Genomic DNA, 16,577 nt, shown 5'->3' on the forward strand with positions numbered 1-16,577 from the left:
AGACAGAAGGAGGGGAACGCTGGGGACGGACTACGAGGGCCGCCGCTCGAGGAGGAGGGCGTGGCCCTGGCCGCCGGCGGCGCAGGCCGAGACGAGGGCCCAGCGGCCGTCCTCGTCGTGAAGCCGGTTCACCGCGCTCATCACGAGGCGCGCCCCGGTTGCCCCGAACGGGTGCCCCAGCGACAGGGAGCCGCCCCGGGTGTTGAGGCGATCCATCTCGACCGCGCCGACCGCCTCGGTTCGGTTCAGGTGCTCCGCGGCGAACGTGTCGGAGCGGAGCGCTTCGAGGACCGCCAGCACCTGGCCGGCAAAGGCCTCGTGGAGCTCGATCACGTCGATGTCGTCGAGCGTGAGGCCGGCCTCGTCGAGCACCTCGGGGATGGCGTACGCCGGCCCCAGGAGCAATTCCATTTCGGGGTCCTGCGCGACGTAGGTATAGGTGCGGAGGGCGGCGCGCGGCGCAACGCCCTCGGCTTCGGCCACCTCCTCCGCCATCAGAAGCGTCGCCGAAGCGCCGTCCGTGAGGGCCGACGAGCTGCCGGCGGTGATGGTCCCGAAGGGCTCGACGAACGCGGGCGGCAGGTCGCGGAGCTGCTCCAATGAAGTGTCGTCCCGGATCACGTTGTCGGTCGTGATCGGATCGAATGCCGGCGGAACGGTTGCGGGGGCGAGCTCCTCGTCGAGGCGCCCGTCGTCCCGGGCCGCGGCGGCCTTCTCGTGCGAGCGGAGGGCGTACCGGTCCTGGTCCTCGCGCGAGATGCCGAACATTGCGGCGAGCCGGTCGGCGCTCTCGCCCATCACCTCGCCGGTCGAGAACTCGGCGATGGCCGGCGTCTCGGGCAGGAGGTCGCCGGGGCTGAGGCCGTCCAGCAGGTCCAGGTAGTCGCCCGTGCTCTTGGCCTTGCGGGCCTGAAAGAGCCGCTTCCGGACGGGGCGCTTCAGCCGGACGGGCGGGTCGCTCAGGGTTTCGGTGCCGCCCGCGATCATGACGTCCGCCTGTCCGGTGCGCAGGAGGTCGACGCCACTGGTGACGGCCTGGTTGCTGGAGATGCAGGCCATCGTCACCGTGAAGGCGGGCACGTGGTTCGGAATGCCGGCGGCGAGGGCCGACTCCCGAGCCACGTTGCTCGTGTTGACGTCCTGCACCACCGTGCCCATCACGACGCGCTCCACCCGGTCGGGGGGCAGGCCGGTCCGGGTGAGAAGGTGCCGAAGGACCATGCGGCCCATGTCGTAGGCCATCAGGTCGGCGTACCCGGTGCCGGCCCGTTGGAACGGAAGCCGACAGCCGTCGACGAAGACCGCGGTGCGGCCGGGGGAGGAGACAGGCATTGAGCTGAGGTGTTGGGAAAGAAGAGAATAGCCATACGTGCAGCCGGGAGACCCGTTCGGCCCGACGCGAAAACACCCCAAAGAGTCGAGCAGAGCCCGAACTACGTCCTGTGTCCGCTGTTGCGTGTCGGGGAGTAGGGCCTGGCGGGGGGCTCGTCTCTTTTCACCTGTCTTCCCGCACCAACCGTTCCCGACCCGAACATGAGCACGTCAGACACCTCTACCCTCATCGGCCGCGGCCCGGTCCTGGAAGCCCTGAAGCGGGACGACCTCGGCATCGAAAAGGTGATGCTGAAGCAGGACGTGAGCGGCGCCCAGATCGGGGCCATTCGGTCGATCGCCGACGACCGCGGGACCCCGGTCCAGTACGTCCCCGAGGCCCGGCTGCGGCACGAGTCCGACGGGGCCACGCATCAGGGCGTCGTGGCCATTACGGCCCCCATCCGGTACCGGGAGGTGGACGCAATGCTCTCCGACATCGCGCCCACCTGGGACGCGGTGCAGACCGCCCAGCCGATGCTCCTCGTCGTCGATCGGGTAACGGACCCCCGCAACTTTGGCGCGATGCTGCGGAGCGCGGTGGCGGCCGGGACCGACGGCGTCATTGTGCCGACCCGCGAGATGGCCCCGTTGAACGCCGCCGCGATCAAAGCGAGCGCCGGCACGGCGCCCCGGATCCCCATCGCACGGACCGACGACCTGCCCCGCGTGTTGACCCAGCTCAAGGAACGGGGCTACTTTGTCTACGGCGCGGAGGGCACCGCCGAGACTCCGCTCTGGGACGCCGACTGGGACCGGCCCGTGGCGGTGGTGCTCGGAAGCGAAGGACAGGGCCTGGCGCCCGAGGTGGCGGAGGCGTGCGACGAGCTCCTTTCCATTCCCATGCGCGGGCCGGCCGAGTCGCTCAATGTCTCCGTGGCGACGGGCCTGCTCGTCTTCGAGGCCGCCCGGTCGCGCACGTAGCGGAGGCAAGCCGTCCCCGAAGGGCAGTGCCCCCGGAGGGCACTCCCTCCGCTAACCTCGTGCAACCATGCGACGTGGACTTGGTCAACGCCCGTTCCATCTCGGGAGCGGGCGTTTTTTATTTTGGCGGAGGCGGGAGAGAGAACCTGGGGGGCATTGACGGCGGCTCACGACGGGACCCGGTGCTGGCTCCCGGGGCCGCCTGTAGATGAGAGACGTGATGGGGCCCTGTGTACCAGTGCGGCCGAAGACGCGCACATGGGTGGAAGTGACACTCTTGTAATGCGCGGCTTTGCCGAAATAAATATGAAGTGAGCTGCCGATAATAAACAGTGAAGTCATAAAGACCACTCTGCCGCACGCACTCCCCGCCAAGCAACGACGTCCCGGATTGTCCCGCCGAGTCCTTGAGGCTACAGGGAGGACGGACAGTGTCCAGGCGTCCCAACCGCTATGCAACGCCGAGCCGCACAGAAAGAAAAGAAAGAAACGAGTCCGACCATCGACGAGCAGGCCCTCCAGGAGCGAATGCTGCAGTACCTCCGCGCAGGCTGGAGGGCCACCAGCCGGAAATTTGCCGGGCTTTTGGTGGCGCAATGGATCCTGTCGATTGTCTTGGCCAGTGTGGCCTCCGCGGAGGCGTGGGCCGGGGCGGAGAGTGCGGTCGGTGGGTACGTGCTGACCGCCTTGTTGCTTGGTGGGCTAATTTCCATTCCTCCAGCTATCATGGGCTGGGTCCGGCCCTCCTCGGGGGTCACTCGTAACCTCATAGGTGCCGCCCAACTTTTGATGTCCGGCCTTTTGATTTACCTGGTGGCCGGGCGCATCGCGATGCACTTCCACATTTTCGTGTCCTTGGCCTTCCTGGGGCTCTACTACGACTGGAAGGTATTGGTCACTGCAAGCGTCGTGACGGCCATCGACCACTTTGTCCGTGGCATTGTTGCTCCGATGTCGATGTTTGGGGTGACCTATTCGGCCCCCTGGATGGCGGCGGAGCATACCGCCTGGGTCATCTTCGAGGTCGGCTTCCTGACGCTCGGGTGCCTGCAGGCGATCCGGGCACAGCGAAACCGGGCCCGGACCGAGCTCGAAAACGAGGCGCAGAACGAGGAGCTCGAGACGCTCCTCGCCGACCTCGAGGAGGCGCAGGAGGAGGCCCAAGAGAAGAAAGAAGAGGCGACGCGTCTCGCGGAGTCTGCCGAAGAGGTGAACAGCTTCCTTCGCCTGGAGATTGAGGACCTGGACGGCCGCCTCGAACGGCTCGAAGACGGCGACCTGACCGTGTCGTTCGCCGGCGAGGCCCCGACGACCCCGAACGAGAACACGGAGCAGGCCGCCGAAATGACCGGCCAACTCCGCACGAAACTGGAGGGCGCGGTCGCGTCGATCCGGTCGACCCTGCAGGAGGTGATGAGCGCGACGAGCAGGGCCAACAGGTCCGCCGACGAGATTAGCACGTCGTCCGACCAGATGGCCGCCAGTGCCGAGGAGCAGTCCGCGCAGGCCGAGGAGGTGGCCGCGGCGGTGGAGGAGTTGAACCAGACGATCAACGAAAATGCGCGCAGCGTCCAGTCCGTGGCCCAGTCCGCCCAGGACGGGGGCCGGGAGGCGCGCGAGGGGCAGGAGGTGGTCTCGGAGGCGACCGGCAAGATGAAGGACATCGCCCGGGAAGTGCAGGGCACCGCCGACACCATTGACCGCCTCCAGGCCTCCAGTGAAGAAATCAGCCAGGTCGTCGAGACCATCGACGAGATTGCGAACCAGACCAATCTGTTGGCGCTGAACGCGGCGATTGAGGCGGCCCGAGCCGGCGGGGACGGCACCGGTTCCGAGACGGGCCAGGGGTTCGCCGTGGTGGCCGAGGAGGTGCGGGAGCTTGCCGACGAGACCGACCAGGCGACCTCCGAGATCGCCGACATCATCGGCGAGGTGCAGTCGGAGATCGACCAGGCCGTGGAGGCGGCCCAGCGGAGCAGTCGCAACGCCGAGGAGGGCATCGAGCTGTCGGAGAAGGCGAGCGAGGCGCTTCGCCAGATCGTCGCCTCGATCGAGGAGGTGGAGGCGAAGGCCGACGAGATTGCGGCGGCCTCCGAGGAGCAGTCCACCACCAGCCAAGAGATCGCCCGGAGCGTGCAGTCGATCTCGACGGCCGCCCAGGAGTCGGCGGCGGGCGTGACGGAGGTGTCCGACATCGCGACGACCCTGGACCGCGTCACCGAAAACCTGGAAACCCGGCTCCGTCAGTTTGCCCTGGAACAGACCCGCCCCGCAGCGGCCGAGACGGCCTCCCCCGCGGGGGAGGGGGCCCCAGACCCCGACCGGACCAACGGCCGCTCGGCCCAGAGTCCGGGCGGACCGGGAAATCCTGAGGTGGCGGGGGACGGAGCCATGACGGGATAGGGGGGACTGGCCCGGCGAACTGCCCCGCGCACGAGGTCGACCGCCTCTGGTCCCGTCCCGTACGTGACGCCGGTTCCCTACGCGGGGATGGACGGCATCAGGTAGTTGCGGGCCACCTCGGTAAAGGCCTCGACCTGATCGTCGACCCAGGAGGGGGGCAGGTCCCGTTCTTCGGCCATCAACTCGGCGACCCGGGGCGCCACGTCGATGCTCGCCTGGGCGTCGAGCAGCAGGCATCGGGTGCGGCGGGCCAGGACGTCCTCTACCGTACGGGCCATCTCATGCCGGGCGGCCCACACCACCTGTCCGGCCCGGATGGGAAGCCGCTCGTCGAGAGGGGTCTGGAGGTGGGGGTGCTCCTCCATCAGGCCGCCCAGCGCTTCGGCGTCGGCGCCATAGAGGGCGAGGTCGCCAAACTGCTCCGGGTTTTGGTGCCAGCCGTGCAGGCGGAGGTCGTCCGTTTGGGACGGCCGGCGGGCAAGCTCTGCGTGGCGGGCCGCCCGGTCGATGGTGTCCTCCGCCATCTTGCGGTAGGTGGTCCACTTGCCCCCCGAAATGGTGACGAGGCCGCTGTCGGACACGTTGAGCTGGTGCTCGCGGGAGATGTCCGAGGTGTCCCCGTTGCTTCCAGGGGGGGCCACCAGGGGACGAATGCCGGCATACACGCTTCGCACATCCTCCGGGCCCGGGTCCTTCGCGAGGTACCGCTGGGCGTGGGTGAGGAGGAAGTCCAGCTCCTCGTGCCCGGGTGTGGGCTCCATGCTCACCTCGTCGACCTCCGCCTCGGTCGTGCCGACGACGACCCGGTCGTGCCACGGGATGGCGAAGAGGACGCGGCCGTCGTCCGTCTTTGGCACCATGATCGCGCTGTCGCCCGGCAGGAACGACTTGTCCAGGACGATGTGGGTCCCGCGGCTGGGGCGCAGCGTGGTGCCGGCCGACGGGTCGTCCATCTGGCGGATGGTGTCGGTGAAGATGCCGGTGGCGTTGATCACCGACCGGGCCTCGATGTCGAACGTGGCGCCGGTTTCCTGGCACTCGGCGACCACGCCGTCCACGGCCCCATTCGTCTTTTTGAGGTCCGTCGCCTTCATGTAGTTGAGCAGCACGCCGCCCTGCTCGTCGGCCGTCTGGGCCATGTTGACGGCCAGCCGGGTGTCGTCGAACTGCCCGTCGAAGTACAGAATGCCGCCGCGCAGGCCGTCGGTCTCCACGGTGGGAAGGCGCTCAATCGTCTGGTTTCGATCGAGGTACTGCGACCGGCCAAAGTTTTGGCTGCCTGCGAGCAGGTCGTACACCTTCATCCCGATTCCGTAGTAGGGCGCCTCCCACCACTTGTAGCTCGGCACCACGAAGGGGAGGTTGCTCACGAGGTGGGGGGCATTGTCCTGAAGCCGCTCCCGTTCCTTCAGCGCCTCGAAGACGAGGGACACGTTGCCCTGCTCCAGGTACCGGACGCCGCCGTGCACGAGCTTCGTCGAGCGGCTGGAGGTCGCCTTCGCGAAGTCGTGCATCTCGAGCAGGAGCGTATCGTAGCCCCGGGCCGCGGCGTCCACGGCACAGCCGAGCCCGGTGGCCCCACCGCCGATGATGACGAAGTCCCAGGGCGTCTGGCGGGATTGAAGTGCCTCGATGCCTTGTGTGCGGTCCATGAGATCAATTGCAAAACCAACAGAGTAAACGAGTCCGTTCCCGGCGGCCGCCGCCTCCTGGACGCAGTGCGGCGGAACGGCCCCGCGACGGGGAAGGGCCCGGGCGCACCCGAGCCGAACGAGGGCGTGAACGCGCTGGGGCCCCCACCGGCAGGTGGCGGCCCCAGGCCGACTGAGCTCTTACATCGTACTCAGCACGCTCACTGATGTACCTACCGCACGCTGTTAAAAGCTGAAGGAGAGCTCCGTCAGGACCCCGGAAAAGCTGTCGGCGGGCGCCGGACGGGTAACGGGGGTCCCCTGAGCAGAGTTGAAGCTATCCCCGTGGCTCTGCGTGACACCGGACACCTTCAGGAGAGCGTGGTCGTAAAGCTCCACCCCAATTCCTCCCTCGAAACGGGTAAGGTTGCCGTCCGGATCGCCGGAGGCATTGTCGATGGCGTCGCCCTGGTCACTGACGATCACAAAGCGACCAGCGAGGTAGAAGCTTTCCGTGATGTCGACTTTCGCACCGAGACCACCGAAGGCCGCGGCAGCATCATTCGTGCCGTCCACCTCGCTGTCTTGTGCGTAGCCGCCCCAAAGGTCAATGTCCAGGGGGCTCGGGGTGATCTTGGCGTCCACCTGCGTGATCCATCCGCCGTTCGGAAGGGCCGCGTGGGTGTTTTTGGACTGGTCAGCAAACCCACCATTTGGGTTTTGCTGCTCGGGGTTCAGGTTGATGTTTTCGCGGTCCCCCCGGGCAAAGTCCATGGTCTCTTGGCCCGTTGCGCCCGCAAGTCCAGCCCCGACCTGGAGCACGTCGGAGACAGCGTATGTGGCATTTCCAATCAACCACACTCCGGTGGAGCCTTCACCCAACGTGGTCAGGTTCTCTCCGAAGGTCTTCGCCGCGGTCAGGTCGAATCCAAATCCTCCGTACGATCCAATCAACTTCACGCCCTGACCGGCAGTGATGATGTCGGCCGGTGAGTTTCCGATGAGAGGGTTTCCCTGAACCACGGGGCCATCCGAGAATCCGCGGAAGTGCATGAGGCCGGTGACGGGCGTTCCTGCCTGGACCGTCAGCCCCTCACTGACCTGCATATTCATCACCATGAAGTCGACCGATGGCCCGAGTCCAAACTGACCGCCAAAGTCGTTCGGCTCTTGTTCCAGCATGAGTAGCCCGCTCACGTTTTCGGAGAACTGGACGCTGGCATTCAGGCCGGCGCGAGCACGATGGAAGCCGGTCACCGCTCCGGGGAAGCCGTCCACAGAAATGGACTGAGCGGACTGCATGAGGTTGACGGCGAAGTCAATCTCCGGCAGCTCGCCATCCTCCATCTGCGCCTGCGCCGGCACCGCCGTCGCCATGAGGAGCAGAAGGGCAAAGACGCTAGCGGTCAGCCATTGAAAAAAGGCGTTTGAGGGCTCTGAAATCGTAAATTGAGACATAAGAGGTGTTGTGGGTTGGTCGTTGTTCGTGAAAACGGGCGTAGACAAAGTCCCCATCGAAGGGAACTCCAGTCGCCCGACCCTGCTGTTGGCCTCTCCAAAAAGAACCGATACCGACGCCCGGAGAGGCGCGTCGAAATGCTCGTCGTAATGCCGGAAGGTCCCCGGCCGCAGCGCGAGCCCGAGGGCTCGGGAGGCGCACTGCGGCCGGAGTCTGGTCCGGCCGGAAAGGGCTACTCCCCCTCCCACTGCTTCAGGAGTTCATCGTACGGCACCGTCTCCGGCTCTTCCGGGGACCGCTCAGCCTTCGGGGCGCCCGGCTGGTTGAGCCAGTACTCCCGGGTGCGCTCTTCGTTGAGCTCGGGGGAGTACTGTGCCATCCGCAGGCGGTCCATGAGCGAGTTCTGAATGCTCGCCAGGTCGTTCATCGCCTGCTTGACGGTCTTCTCGCCGGTCACGGCGCTGGCCACCTGCTTCCACCACTGCTCGGCCAGGAGGGGGTAGTGGGGGACGTTCTTGCCTGAGTCCGTCCACTGGTCCTCCACCGGGGAGGTGTAGAAGGAGATCAGGCCGCCGAGGTCGCCCTCGCGCTCCTGCCAGTACTCGGAGTTGACCGTGGAGCTTCGGACGGGCGTCCGGCCCACGTTAAACTTGTTGAGCGAGACCGTCTTGGAGGAGGCAAACTGGGCCCACATCCAGGCGGCGTGCCGCTTGTCGCCGGTGGTCTGCTTCGGGATGGTCCAGCTCCCGGCGTCCTGGTAGCCGACCTTCATGCCTTCGTCCCAGTACCGGCCGTGGGGCGTGGGGGCCACGCGCCACTTGGGGTTGCCCTCGTCGTCCGTCACGGCCGACTCCGGCGAGGTAAAGGGCTCGGCCGAGAGGAAGGTGATGTACTGGAAGACGCGCTGCGCCACGCTGCCGCGAGAGGGCACGGGGCCCGCCTCCGACCAACTCATGGACGGGGCGTAGGGCGGGGCGTAGTCGTTCAGCCAATTCACGTACTTGCGGGTGGCGTAGTAGGCCGCGGGGCTGTTTGTCGCACCGCCACGGTCCACCGAGGAGCCAACCGGGATGCGGTCCTCCACGCGGATGCCCCACTCGTCGACGGGACGGCCGTTCGGAAGGCCCTTGTCGCCGGCGCCCGCAATCGAGAGCCAGGCGTCCGTGAAGCGCCATCCCAGCGAGGGGCCTCGGCGCCCGTAGTCCATGTGGCCGTACACACCGTCCGTCTCGGCGCCCACGTCGGAGGGGGACACCGACTCGGTGAAGAACTCGGCGATGTCTTCGTAGGCGGCCCAGTTGCGGGGCACGCCCAGCTCATAGCCGTACTCGTTCCGAAACTGCTCCTTGATCTCCGGGTCGTTGAACCAGTCGTACCGAAACCAATAGAGGTTCGCGAACTGCTGGTCCGGCAGCTGAAGCTGCTCGCCCTCAAAATTCTGGCCGAACTCCGGGTTCATCCAGTCGTCCAGGTCGAGCGTCGGGTTTGTAAACTCGCTGCCCGCCCCGTTCATGTAGTCGGTCAGGTTGACCGCGCTCTGAAGGCGGATGTGGGTGCCGATGAGGTCGGCGTCGTTGACGTAGATGTCGTAGACGCTCCGGCCGGACGCGAGCTGCGTCTGGAGCTTCTCGACCAGGTCGCCCTCACCGATAATGTTGTGGGTCACGTTAATGCCCGTGATCTCGGTAAAGGCTTGGGCGAGCGTCTCCGATTCCCACGTGTGGGTCTTAATCGTCTCGGCCACCGACTCGACGTCGGTGCCGCGGAGCTGCTCGGCATTTTCCGCGAACCACATCAGCTCGTCGATCTGCTCCTTCAGCGTGAGGACCGACGGCTGAAACTCCATCGCGTACTTGACGGCGGCCCGCTTGCGGTCGTTCATGGGGCCGTACTCGTTCTGGGCGTACTCCCGGGCTTCCTCCCGCGTGATGTCGGGATAGTTGGGCTCATCGGGAAAGTCCTGCGCCTGCGCGGACGCGAGGGGTTGGAGGAGGAGGGCCGCGACGCAGAGGGCGACTGGCATCAGCCAGCCGCGGCGCGGCGCATGGGGTTGGTAAGAGGTGCTCATAGCAAAGCCACCGTTGGTAATGAAAGAAGTCGTTGAGGACGATCAGGCGTCGAAGAACAAAGGAGCGCCCCAGTGGACACGACCCGTCTCGAGGGCCCCGTAAGCGCTTCCGTAGCCCTGGAGGGACGGTCGCGGCTGCCTTCATTAGTCTAGAGGGCAGTATAGAAAGCGCTTTTCTTCATCGATAGTCTAATCTTCCGAGAAAATGATTCCATCTTCCCAAAGTGGCGCCGCCGTCTAACGAGGCACGAGGGGACGGCCGGTTGGCCGACGCAGTGTCGACCGCGCGGCCCGACGGCCCTGTTTGCCCGCGATGGGAATTGCGGCCGTGAGGGAAGCCGTGCGTCTTCGGGCCATGCGGGGCACGACCGTGAGGGCTAGGCCATTAGCGCCGTCCCCCCGGCGGGCCCCAGGGGCCGGATGTCCGGGGGAGGAATCACCAATCCGCCCGGCGCCGGCCTAGAAAAAGTTGATGGTGCCGATAATGGACAGCGCCCCGAGGAGGAGCACCGCCCACACGGCCGTCGGCCCCACCAGGTAGAGCCACAGGCAAAAGAGGGCGCCCGTCATCAGCAGGCCCATGAAGAAGCGATCGCCCCGGGTGGTCTCGATGGGGAGGAGCCCCTGGCGTGCCCATCCGGGCTCCTTCATGTCCCAGATCGTCAGGCTGATGAGCAGCAGAATGATCGACCCGAGGAAGATGAGGGTGGGGGACGTCCAGTTCATCCAGTCGGGGGGAAGAGAGAGCATGGGGACCAGTGGGGTGGAGTGAGGCAGGGGGCGGGAGGGGCGGCAACGCCGCTACACGCGGCCCATGGAGAAGCCCGTGGCCAGGAGGTCGCGGACGAGGTACACGATGATGGCCCCGGGAATCATGGCGATCACACCCGCCGCGGCCAGCACGCCCCAGTCCCAGCCGCCGGCGCCGAGGCTCCGGGTCAGGGTAACGGTAATCGGCTGTGCGGCCTCGTTGGTGAGGGTGCGGGCGAGAAGCAGCTCAACCCAGGAGAACATGAACGTCAGAAACGCCGTCACCGCGATGCCGGGCTTGATCAACGGGAGGAAGATGTTCCAGCAGAAGCTGGTGAAGCTGTGCCCGTCGATAAAGGCCATCTCGTCGATCTCCTTCGGGATGCCGGACATGAACCCCTCCAGAATCCAGATGGCCAGCGGCAGGTTGAACAGGCAGTGTGCCAGCGCGACCGCCCAGTAGGTGTCGATCAGGTTTAGGTTCGAGTAGAGGATGAAGAACGGCACCATGAAGGCCGCCGGGGGCGCCATCCGGTTCGTCAGGAACCAGAAGAACAGGTGCTTGTCGCCCCGAAAGTCCCAGCGCGAAAAGGCGTAGGCGGCGGGGAGGGCCGCGATGGTCACGAACACCACGTTCATGGAGGCCATGATGATGGAGTTGATGTACCCGGCCCGCCAAAACTCCGAGGTCAGAATCTCCTCGTAGTTCGCGAGCGTGAACTCGTGCGGATACAGCGTCAGCCGACTCAGAATCTCGGAGTTCGGCTTGAACGACATGTTGACCATCCAGTAGATTGGTATCAGGATGAATACCAAAAACAGGATGAGATAATACTTTTTATTCATTGGTCACCACCTGCACCTTGTCCGAGGTTAAGCATGACGATGTAAATCACGAAGGAGATAAGGATCACGATGAAGAAGTAGATCAGCGACGTCGCCGCGCCTCTTCCCATCTGAAATCCCCCAATGGCCATTCGTGAGGTGTACGTGCTGAGGAAGGTCGTGGAGCTTCCCGGGCCGCCGCCCGTGAGCACGAACGGTTCGGCGTAGATCTTAAACGAGTCCATCAGCCGCAGCAGGACGGCGATGATGAGAACGCCTCGCAGGTTCGGCAGCGTAACGTACCGGAACGTCTTCCAGGGCGAGGCCCGGTCGATCTTGGCGGCCATGTAGTATTCCTCGGGGATGGCCTGAATGCCGGCGTAGCAGATGAGGACCACCAAGGGGGTCCAGTGCCAGATGTCCATGGCCAATACCGTCCACCAGGCGTCAAAGGTGGAGCTGCTAATCTCGTAGGAGTACCCGAACCAGTTGAAGGCGGCGGGAAGGACCCCGATGTCCGACCGGGTGAACACGCGCCAGATGATGCCGACGACGTTCCAGGGAATCAGCAGCGGGATGCCCAGGAGGACGAGGCTGACGCCGACGCCGGGGCCCTCTTTGGGCATGCAGAGGGCCAGCCCCAGCCCGAGCGGGATTTCCGTGATGAGCACGAGGAAGCTGAAGACGAATTGCCGGGCCAGCGCCCCCCGAAACGCCTCGTCCTCGAGGATGGCAACGAAGTTCTCCAACCCTGAAAAGTAGGGCTCGGTGCCCGGAAGCAGGGTCAGTTGGGAGTAGTTCATCACCGTGATGAGCGGGATGAAGGCACTGATCGAGACCAGGAGCAGTGCCGGCAGCAGAAAGAGCCAGGGACGTTGTTTCATGGGAGTACAGAGGGCCTAACGGGGAGTGCGGGAGCGGGGCGTGCCTACTGGGCGTGCACGGCCTGTTTCTCGTGGAAAAACTGGACCGTGTCGGGGGGAAAGTTGAGCCAGATCGAGGCGCCCTCTTCGATCATAAAGTCGTGGGCCACGCGGGCCTTCACCTCCACCTCGGTGTCGTCGAGGCGCGTCGTCAGGATCTGGTAGCCGCCGACCATCTCCACCTGATCGACGGTCGCGGGAATGTAGTCCGTGTCCTCTTTCGGGTCGGCCACCTGGACGGTCACGGAGCTGGGGCGGATGCCGATCTGGCAGTCGGTCCAACTCAGGTCGATTTCGTCGTGGATGTCCGCGGAGACGGAAATCGTGTGCGGCCCGATTTGCGCGTGCGGCGCCGCGTCGTTTTCCGTCACGCCGCACTCGAGCAGGTTCATGCCGGGGCTCCCGATGAAGTGGCCGATGAAGGTGTTGACCGGGTTCTCGTAGAGGGTCTCGCCGCTGTCGTACTGCACGAGACGCCCGTCCCGCATGATGGCCACCTGCTCGGCGAAGGTGAGCGCCTCGTGCTGGTCGTGCGTCACGTAGAGCGCCGTGATTTCGAACTCCTGCTGGGCCTCCTTCACGCGCCGGCGGATGGTGAGCTTCCGGGCGGGCTCCACGTCCGTCATCGGCTCGTCGAAGAGGATGGCGGAGGTGTCCGCGCGGATGATGCCGCGCCCCAGGGCGACCAGCTGGTTCAGCTCGGGCCCGAGGTTCGAGGGGCTGCTGTGCAGAATGTCGTTGAGCTCCAGCAGGTCGGCAATCTTCTGGACGCGCTCTTCGATTTCGTTCTCCGGCGTGCCGCCATTCCGCAGGGGAAACGCGAGGTTGCCGTAGACGTCCATCGAGTCGTAGATGACCGGAAACTGAAAGACCTGTGCGATGTCGCGCTCGGCCGGGGGCTTCTCGGTCACGTCCTCGCCGTCGATGAGCACCTGTCCCTCGGTGGGCTGGAGGAGCCCGGAGATGATCTGAAGGAGGGTGGTCTTGCCGCACCCCGACGGGCCCAGCAGCGCGTTGGCGGTGCCGTCCTGCAGGGTCAGGTCTACGTGGTCGATGGCCACCGTCTCGTCCGCGGTGCCCGCATCGTAGACGTGTCGTATGTCACGAACTTCGATCTCAGCCATGTACCAGCGTCGACGTTATGAGAAGGAGGGAATTTTGTCGCCCGCGGCGATCAGGTCGCCCGCCTCGGGATCGTAGACGTAGAACTTCTTGGGATCGAGCGCAAACGAGATCGACGCGCCGGTCTCCAGGTGCAGCGGGTTGGGGTGCAGCGCGTAGATCTCCCGCCCCTGAAAGTCCATGTGGAGGGTGCTGGTGGAGCCGACCGTCTCCACGAACGAGAGGGTGGGGGTGATGGAGGCCTCGGCCCCGTTCTCCGTGAGGGTCATGTCCTGCGGGCGGAAGCCGAGATGATAGGTTTCGCCGGGGGAGAGGGCGTCGAAGCCCGTGGCCGGGATGCGCGTGTCGTCGTCCACCTCGAAGTAGCGGTCGGTGGATGTCGGCTCCTGGACGAGCGTGACCGGCACGATGTTCATGGGGGGCTCGCCCAGGTACTCGGCCACCGGGAGGTAGCGCGGCCGGTAGTAAATCTCGTCGCGCAGCGCCTTCTGGATGATGTTGCCGTCGTGGAGAAAGCCGATGTGCGTCGACATCGCGAGCGCGTCCCCGGCCTGGGGGGTCGCGTAGATAACTGTCGTGTCCTCCTCGGAGAACAGGCGCTCGAAGTCACTGCGCAGCTGCTCGCGTAGTTTGTAGTCGAGGTTGGCCAGCGGCTCGTCCATGAAGAGGTAGTCGGGCTCTTTGATGAGGGCCCGGGAAATGGCCGTCCGCTGGGCCTCGCCGCCGCTGACCTCCTCCGGCAGGTTGTTGAGAATGTGGTCGATTTTCAGCATTTCGGCAGTTTCCTGCACGCGCCGCTCGATCTCCTCTGCCGAGTAATTCTCGTCGCTGACCTGGAGGGGCGAGGCGAGGTTTTCGCGGACGGTGAGGGAGGGGTAGTTGATAAATTCCTGGTAGACCATGCCGACGCTGCGGTCCTGAACGGCCACGTCGGTCATCTCCTCGCCGTCGTAGTGGACGGTGCCCGCGTCGGCGGACTCGATCCCGGCCATGATGCGGAGCAGGGTGGTCTTGCCGGCGCCCGTGGGGGCCACCACGCTGAAGAAGCTCCGGTCGGGGATGTCCAGGGTGATCCCGTCCAGCACCTGCTCGGTCCCAAACGACTTGTGGAGGTTTTCGACACGAATGCCCATGGGGCGGATCAACGGAATTCTGAGAGAGAAGGCCCGCGGCGGCAAGGACCGGCGGAGGGGCTACGAGGCGGCCGGGGATTCCTCGCCTGCGGGGGCGGTGGAGGTCGCGTTGGTCGAGACGTCGGCGGCCTGAGGCGCGGCCTCACTGGAGTCGGGCGACTCCCAGGCCCGGGCGCGGTCCAGGGCCTTCGACCAGCCGGTTCGGAGCGTTTCGACGCGGTTTTGCGGCATCGACGGGGTAAACATCTGGTCCAGCTCCCACTGGTCCTGAATCTCGGACTGGCTGTCCCAGTAGCCGACGGCGAGGCCCGCGAGGTAGGCCGCCCCCAGGGCGGTGGTTTCGAGGATCTTGGGACGGACCACCGGAATGTCGAGAATGTCGGACTGGAACTGCAGCAGCAGGTCGTTGGCCGCGGCCCCGCCGTCGGCCCCCAGCTCCGTCGTCTCGATGCCGGAGTCGGCCTCCATCGCGTCGATGACGTCGGCCACCTGGTAGGCCATGCTCTCGATGGCGGCCCGGGCGAGGTGCCCGCGGTTGGCCCCCCGCGTGAGCCCGCTGATCGTGCCGCGGGCGTACTGGTCCCAGTACGGGGCGCCGAGGCCGGTGAAGGCCGGCACGAAATAGACGCCGCCGTTGTCGTCGACGGTGCGGGCGAGCCGCTCGACCTCCGCGGCCTCCCGAATCATCTTGAGCTCGTCGCGCAGCCACTGCACCACCGCCCCAGCGACGAAGATGGAGCCCTCCAGGGCGTAGTAGGTCGTGCCGTCGATCTGGTAGGCGATCGTGGTGAGCAGGTTGTGCTCGGAAGTTACCGCCGTCTCGCCGGTATTCTGGAGCAGAAAGGCGCCCGTGCCGTAGGTGTTTTTGCCGAGGCCGGGCGTGGTGCACATCTGCCCAAACAGTGCGGCCTGCTGGTCCCCCGCGATGCCCGCGATGGGCACCTCCTCGTCGAACGGGCCGCCCTGCGTCGTGCCGTACACTTCGCTGCTGTCCCGCACGTCGGGCAGCATGGACGGGGGGATGTCGAGAATATCGAGCAGCTCTGGGTCCCACGCTCCCTCGTGGATGTTGTAGAGGAGGGTCCGGGAGGCGTTGGTGGCGTCGGTGACGTGGCGCTTGCCGTTCGTCATGCGCCAGACGAGCCAGCTATCGACCGTGCCGAAGGCCAGCTCCCCATTCTCGGCGCGCTCGCGGGCCCCGTCCACGTTGTCCAGCAGCCACTTGATCTTCGTCCCGGAAAAGTAGGCGTCGATGATGAGCCCCGTTTTCTCCTGGATGAGGTCCAGGTGCCCCCGGTCCTTGAGTCGGTCGCAGAGCCCCGAGGTCCGTCGGTCCTGCCAGACAATGGCGTTGTGGATGGGGGTACCGGTGGCGCGGTCCCAGACAACCGTCGTCTCGCGCTGGTTGGTGATGCCGATGGCCGCCAAGTCCTCCGCCTCGACGTTCGCCCGGCTCATGGCCTCCGACGCGGTCCCCATCTGGGTCGACCAGATTTCGTTCGCGTCGTGCTCCACCCATCCGGGTTGTGGATAATGCTGCTCGAACTCCTTCTGGGCTACGGCTTGTACCTGCCCCTGAGTGTCGAAAAGGATGGACCGCGAGCTCGTCGTCCCCTGATCGAGCGCGAGTATGTACTGCATTGGTTGGATTGACGTCTTTGGAAGTCAGCCCGTTTGGAAGTCAGCCCGGTGCGGGAGAATCTGCGCGCTGCGGCGCTGGCGCCATGCGCCGGGCTCCGACGGCACGGTGGAAGGGCTTTCGGCATAGAGGGCCCCGAATGGGGGGAACTGTTACGATTCGGGACATGCTTGGCGCCGTCCCCACCATTTCGTCGCAAACGAAGTATAGGAAGCGCTTTTTTGAGTCGGTAGTGTGATCTTCCGAGAAAATGCTTCCATCTTCCCAAATCCTCGCCCCCTCTGGTTTTTGTCCGACGGGTCCATATATCTTCCACTCTCCATCGGACG

The 16,577-nt window shown here is 65.5% G+C and carries 12 protein-coding genes; 2 read left to right on the forward strand and 10 right to left on the reverse strand.

What is annotated here, in order from left to right:
- Nucleotides 1-30 precede the first annotated feature (30 nt).
- Nucleotides 31-1,332 carry an acetyl-CoA C-acyltransferase gene (locus SRU_RS07720; protein ID WP_164923580.1) on the reverse strand — a complete coding sequence of 434 codons (1,302 nt, stop codon included), beginning with the start codon at nucleotides 1,330-1,332 and terminating at the stop codon, nucleotides 31-33.
- Nucleotides 1,333-1,533: 201 nt separating this feature from the next.
- On the opposite strand from SRU_RS07720, the gene rlmB reads away from it, so the two are divergent.
- Together rlmB and SRU_RS07730 are read left to right on the forward strand one after the other, a co-directional pair.
- A complete protein-coding gene (gene rlmB, locus SRU_RS07725; protein ID WP_011404211.1) occupies nucleotides 1,534-2,295 on the forward strand; it encodes a 23S rRNA (guanosine(2251)-2'-O)-methyltransferase RlmB in 762 nt (253 codons plus the stop codon).
- Between the two features lie 453 nt (nucleotides 2,296-2,748).
- Nucleotides 2,749-4,698, forward strand: coding sequence for a methyl-accepting chemotaxis protein (locus SRU_RS07730; RefSeq protein ID WP_011404212.1), 1,950 nt, complete (start codon nucleotides 2,749-2,751; stop codon nucleotides 4,696-4,698).
- 77 nt (nucleotides 4,699-4,775) lie between these two features.
- On the opposite strand, the gene SRU_RS07735 is transcribed toward SRU_RS07730, so the two are convergent.
- The 9 genes from SRU_RS07735 to glpK form a co-directional block, all read right to left on the reverse strand.
- Nucleotides 4,776-6,350, reverse strand: a complete 1,575-nt coding sequence (locus tag SRU_RS07735) for a glycerol-3-phosphate dehydrogenase/oxidase (protein WP_011404213.1) — start codon at nucleotides 6,348-6,350, stop codon at nucleotides 4,776-4,778.
- A 225-nt stretch (nucleotides 6,351-6,575) separates the two neighbouring features.
- On the reverse strand, nucleotides 6,576-7,787 hold the full coding sequence (locus tag SRU_RS07740; protein WP_164923581.1) for a hypothetical protein: 1,212 nt from the start codon (nucleotides 7,785-7,787) through the stop codon (nucleotides 6,576-6,578).
- 233 nt (nucleotides 7,788-8,020) lie between these two features.
- A complete protein-coding gene (locus SRU_RS07745) occupies nucleotides 8,021-9,856 on the reverse strand; it encodes an ABC transporter substrate-binding protein (RefSeq protein WP_118830809.1) in 1,836 nt (611 codons plus the stop codon).
- 459 nt (nucleotides 9,857-10,315) lie between these two features.
- Entirely contained in the window at nucleotides 10,316-10,606 is a 291-nt protein-coding gene (locus tag SRU_RS07750) for a DUF2160 family membrane protein (protein ID WP_011404216.1), read from the reverse strand.
- 51 nt (nucleotides 10,607-10,657) lie between these two features.
- Nucleotides 10,658-11,452 (reverse strand): carbohydrate ABC transporter permease, encoded by a 795-nt coding sequence (locus SRU_RS07755; RefSeq protein ID WP_011404217.1) that lies wholly within the window; start codon nucleotides 11,450-11,452, stop codon nucleotides 10,658-10,660.
- Nucleotides 11,449-12,315: a carbohydrate ABC transporter permease gene (locus tag SRU_RS07760; RefSeq protein ID WP_011404218.1), complete on the reverse strand. Its 867-nt coding sequence runs from the start codon at nucleotides 12,313-12,315 to the stop codon at nucleotides 11,449-11,451. Before SRU_RS07760 ends, SRU_RS07755 begins: the two co-directional genes overlap by 4 nt.
- 44 nt (nucleotides 12,316-12,359) lie before the next feature.
- Nucleotides 12,360-13,478 (reverse strand): ABC transporter ATP-binding protein, encoded by a 1,119-nt coding sequence (locus SRU_RS07765; protein ID WP_011404219.1) that lies wholly within the window; start codon nucleotides 13,476-13,478, stop codon nucleotides 12,360-12,362.
- Nucleotides 13,479-13,493: 15 nt separating this feature from the next.
- Nucleotides 13,494-14,609 carry an ABC transporter ATP-binding protein gene (locus tag SRU_RS07770; RefSeq protein WP_011404220.1) on the reverse strand — a complete coding sequence of 372 codons (1,116 nt, stop codon included), beginning with the start codon at nucleotides 14,607-14,609 and terminating at the stop codon, nucleotides 13,494-13,496.
- A gap of 60 nt (nucleotides 14,610-14,669) precedes the next feature.
- Nucleotides 14,670-16,250, reverse strand: a complete 1,581-nt coding sequence (gene glpK / locus SRU_RS07775) for a glycerol kinase GlpK (RefSeq protein WP_011404221.1) — start codon at nucleotides 16,248-16,250, stop codon at nucleotides 14,670-14,672.
- Nucleotides 16,251-16,577: the final 327 nt, after the last annotated feature.

It is taken from the genome of Salinibacter ruber DSM 13855, assembly GCF_000013045.1.
GTDB classification, from domain to species: Bacteria; Bacteroidota; Rhodothermia; order Rhodothermales; family Salinibacteraceae; genus Salinibacter; species Salinibacter ruber.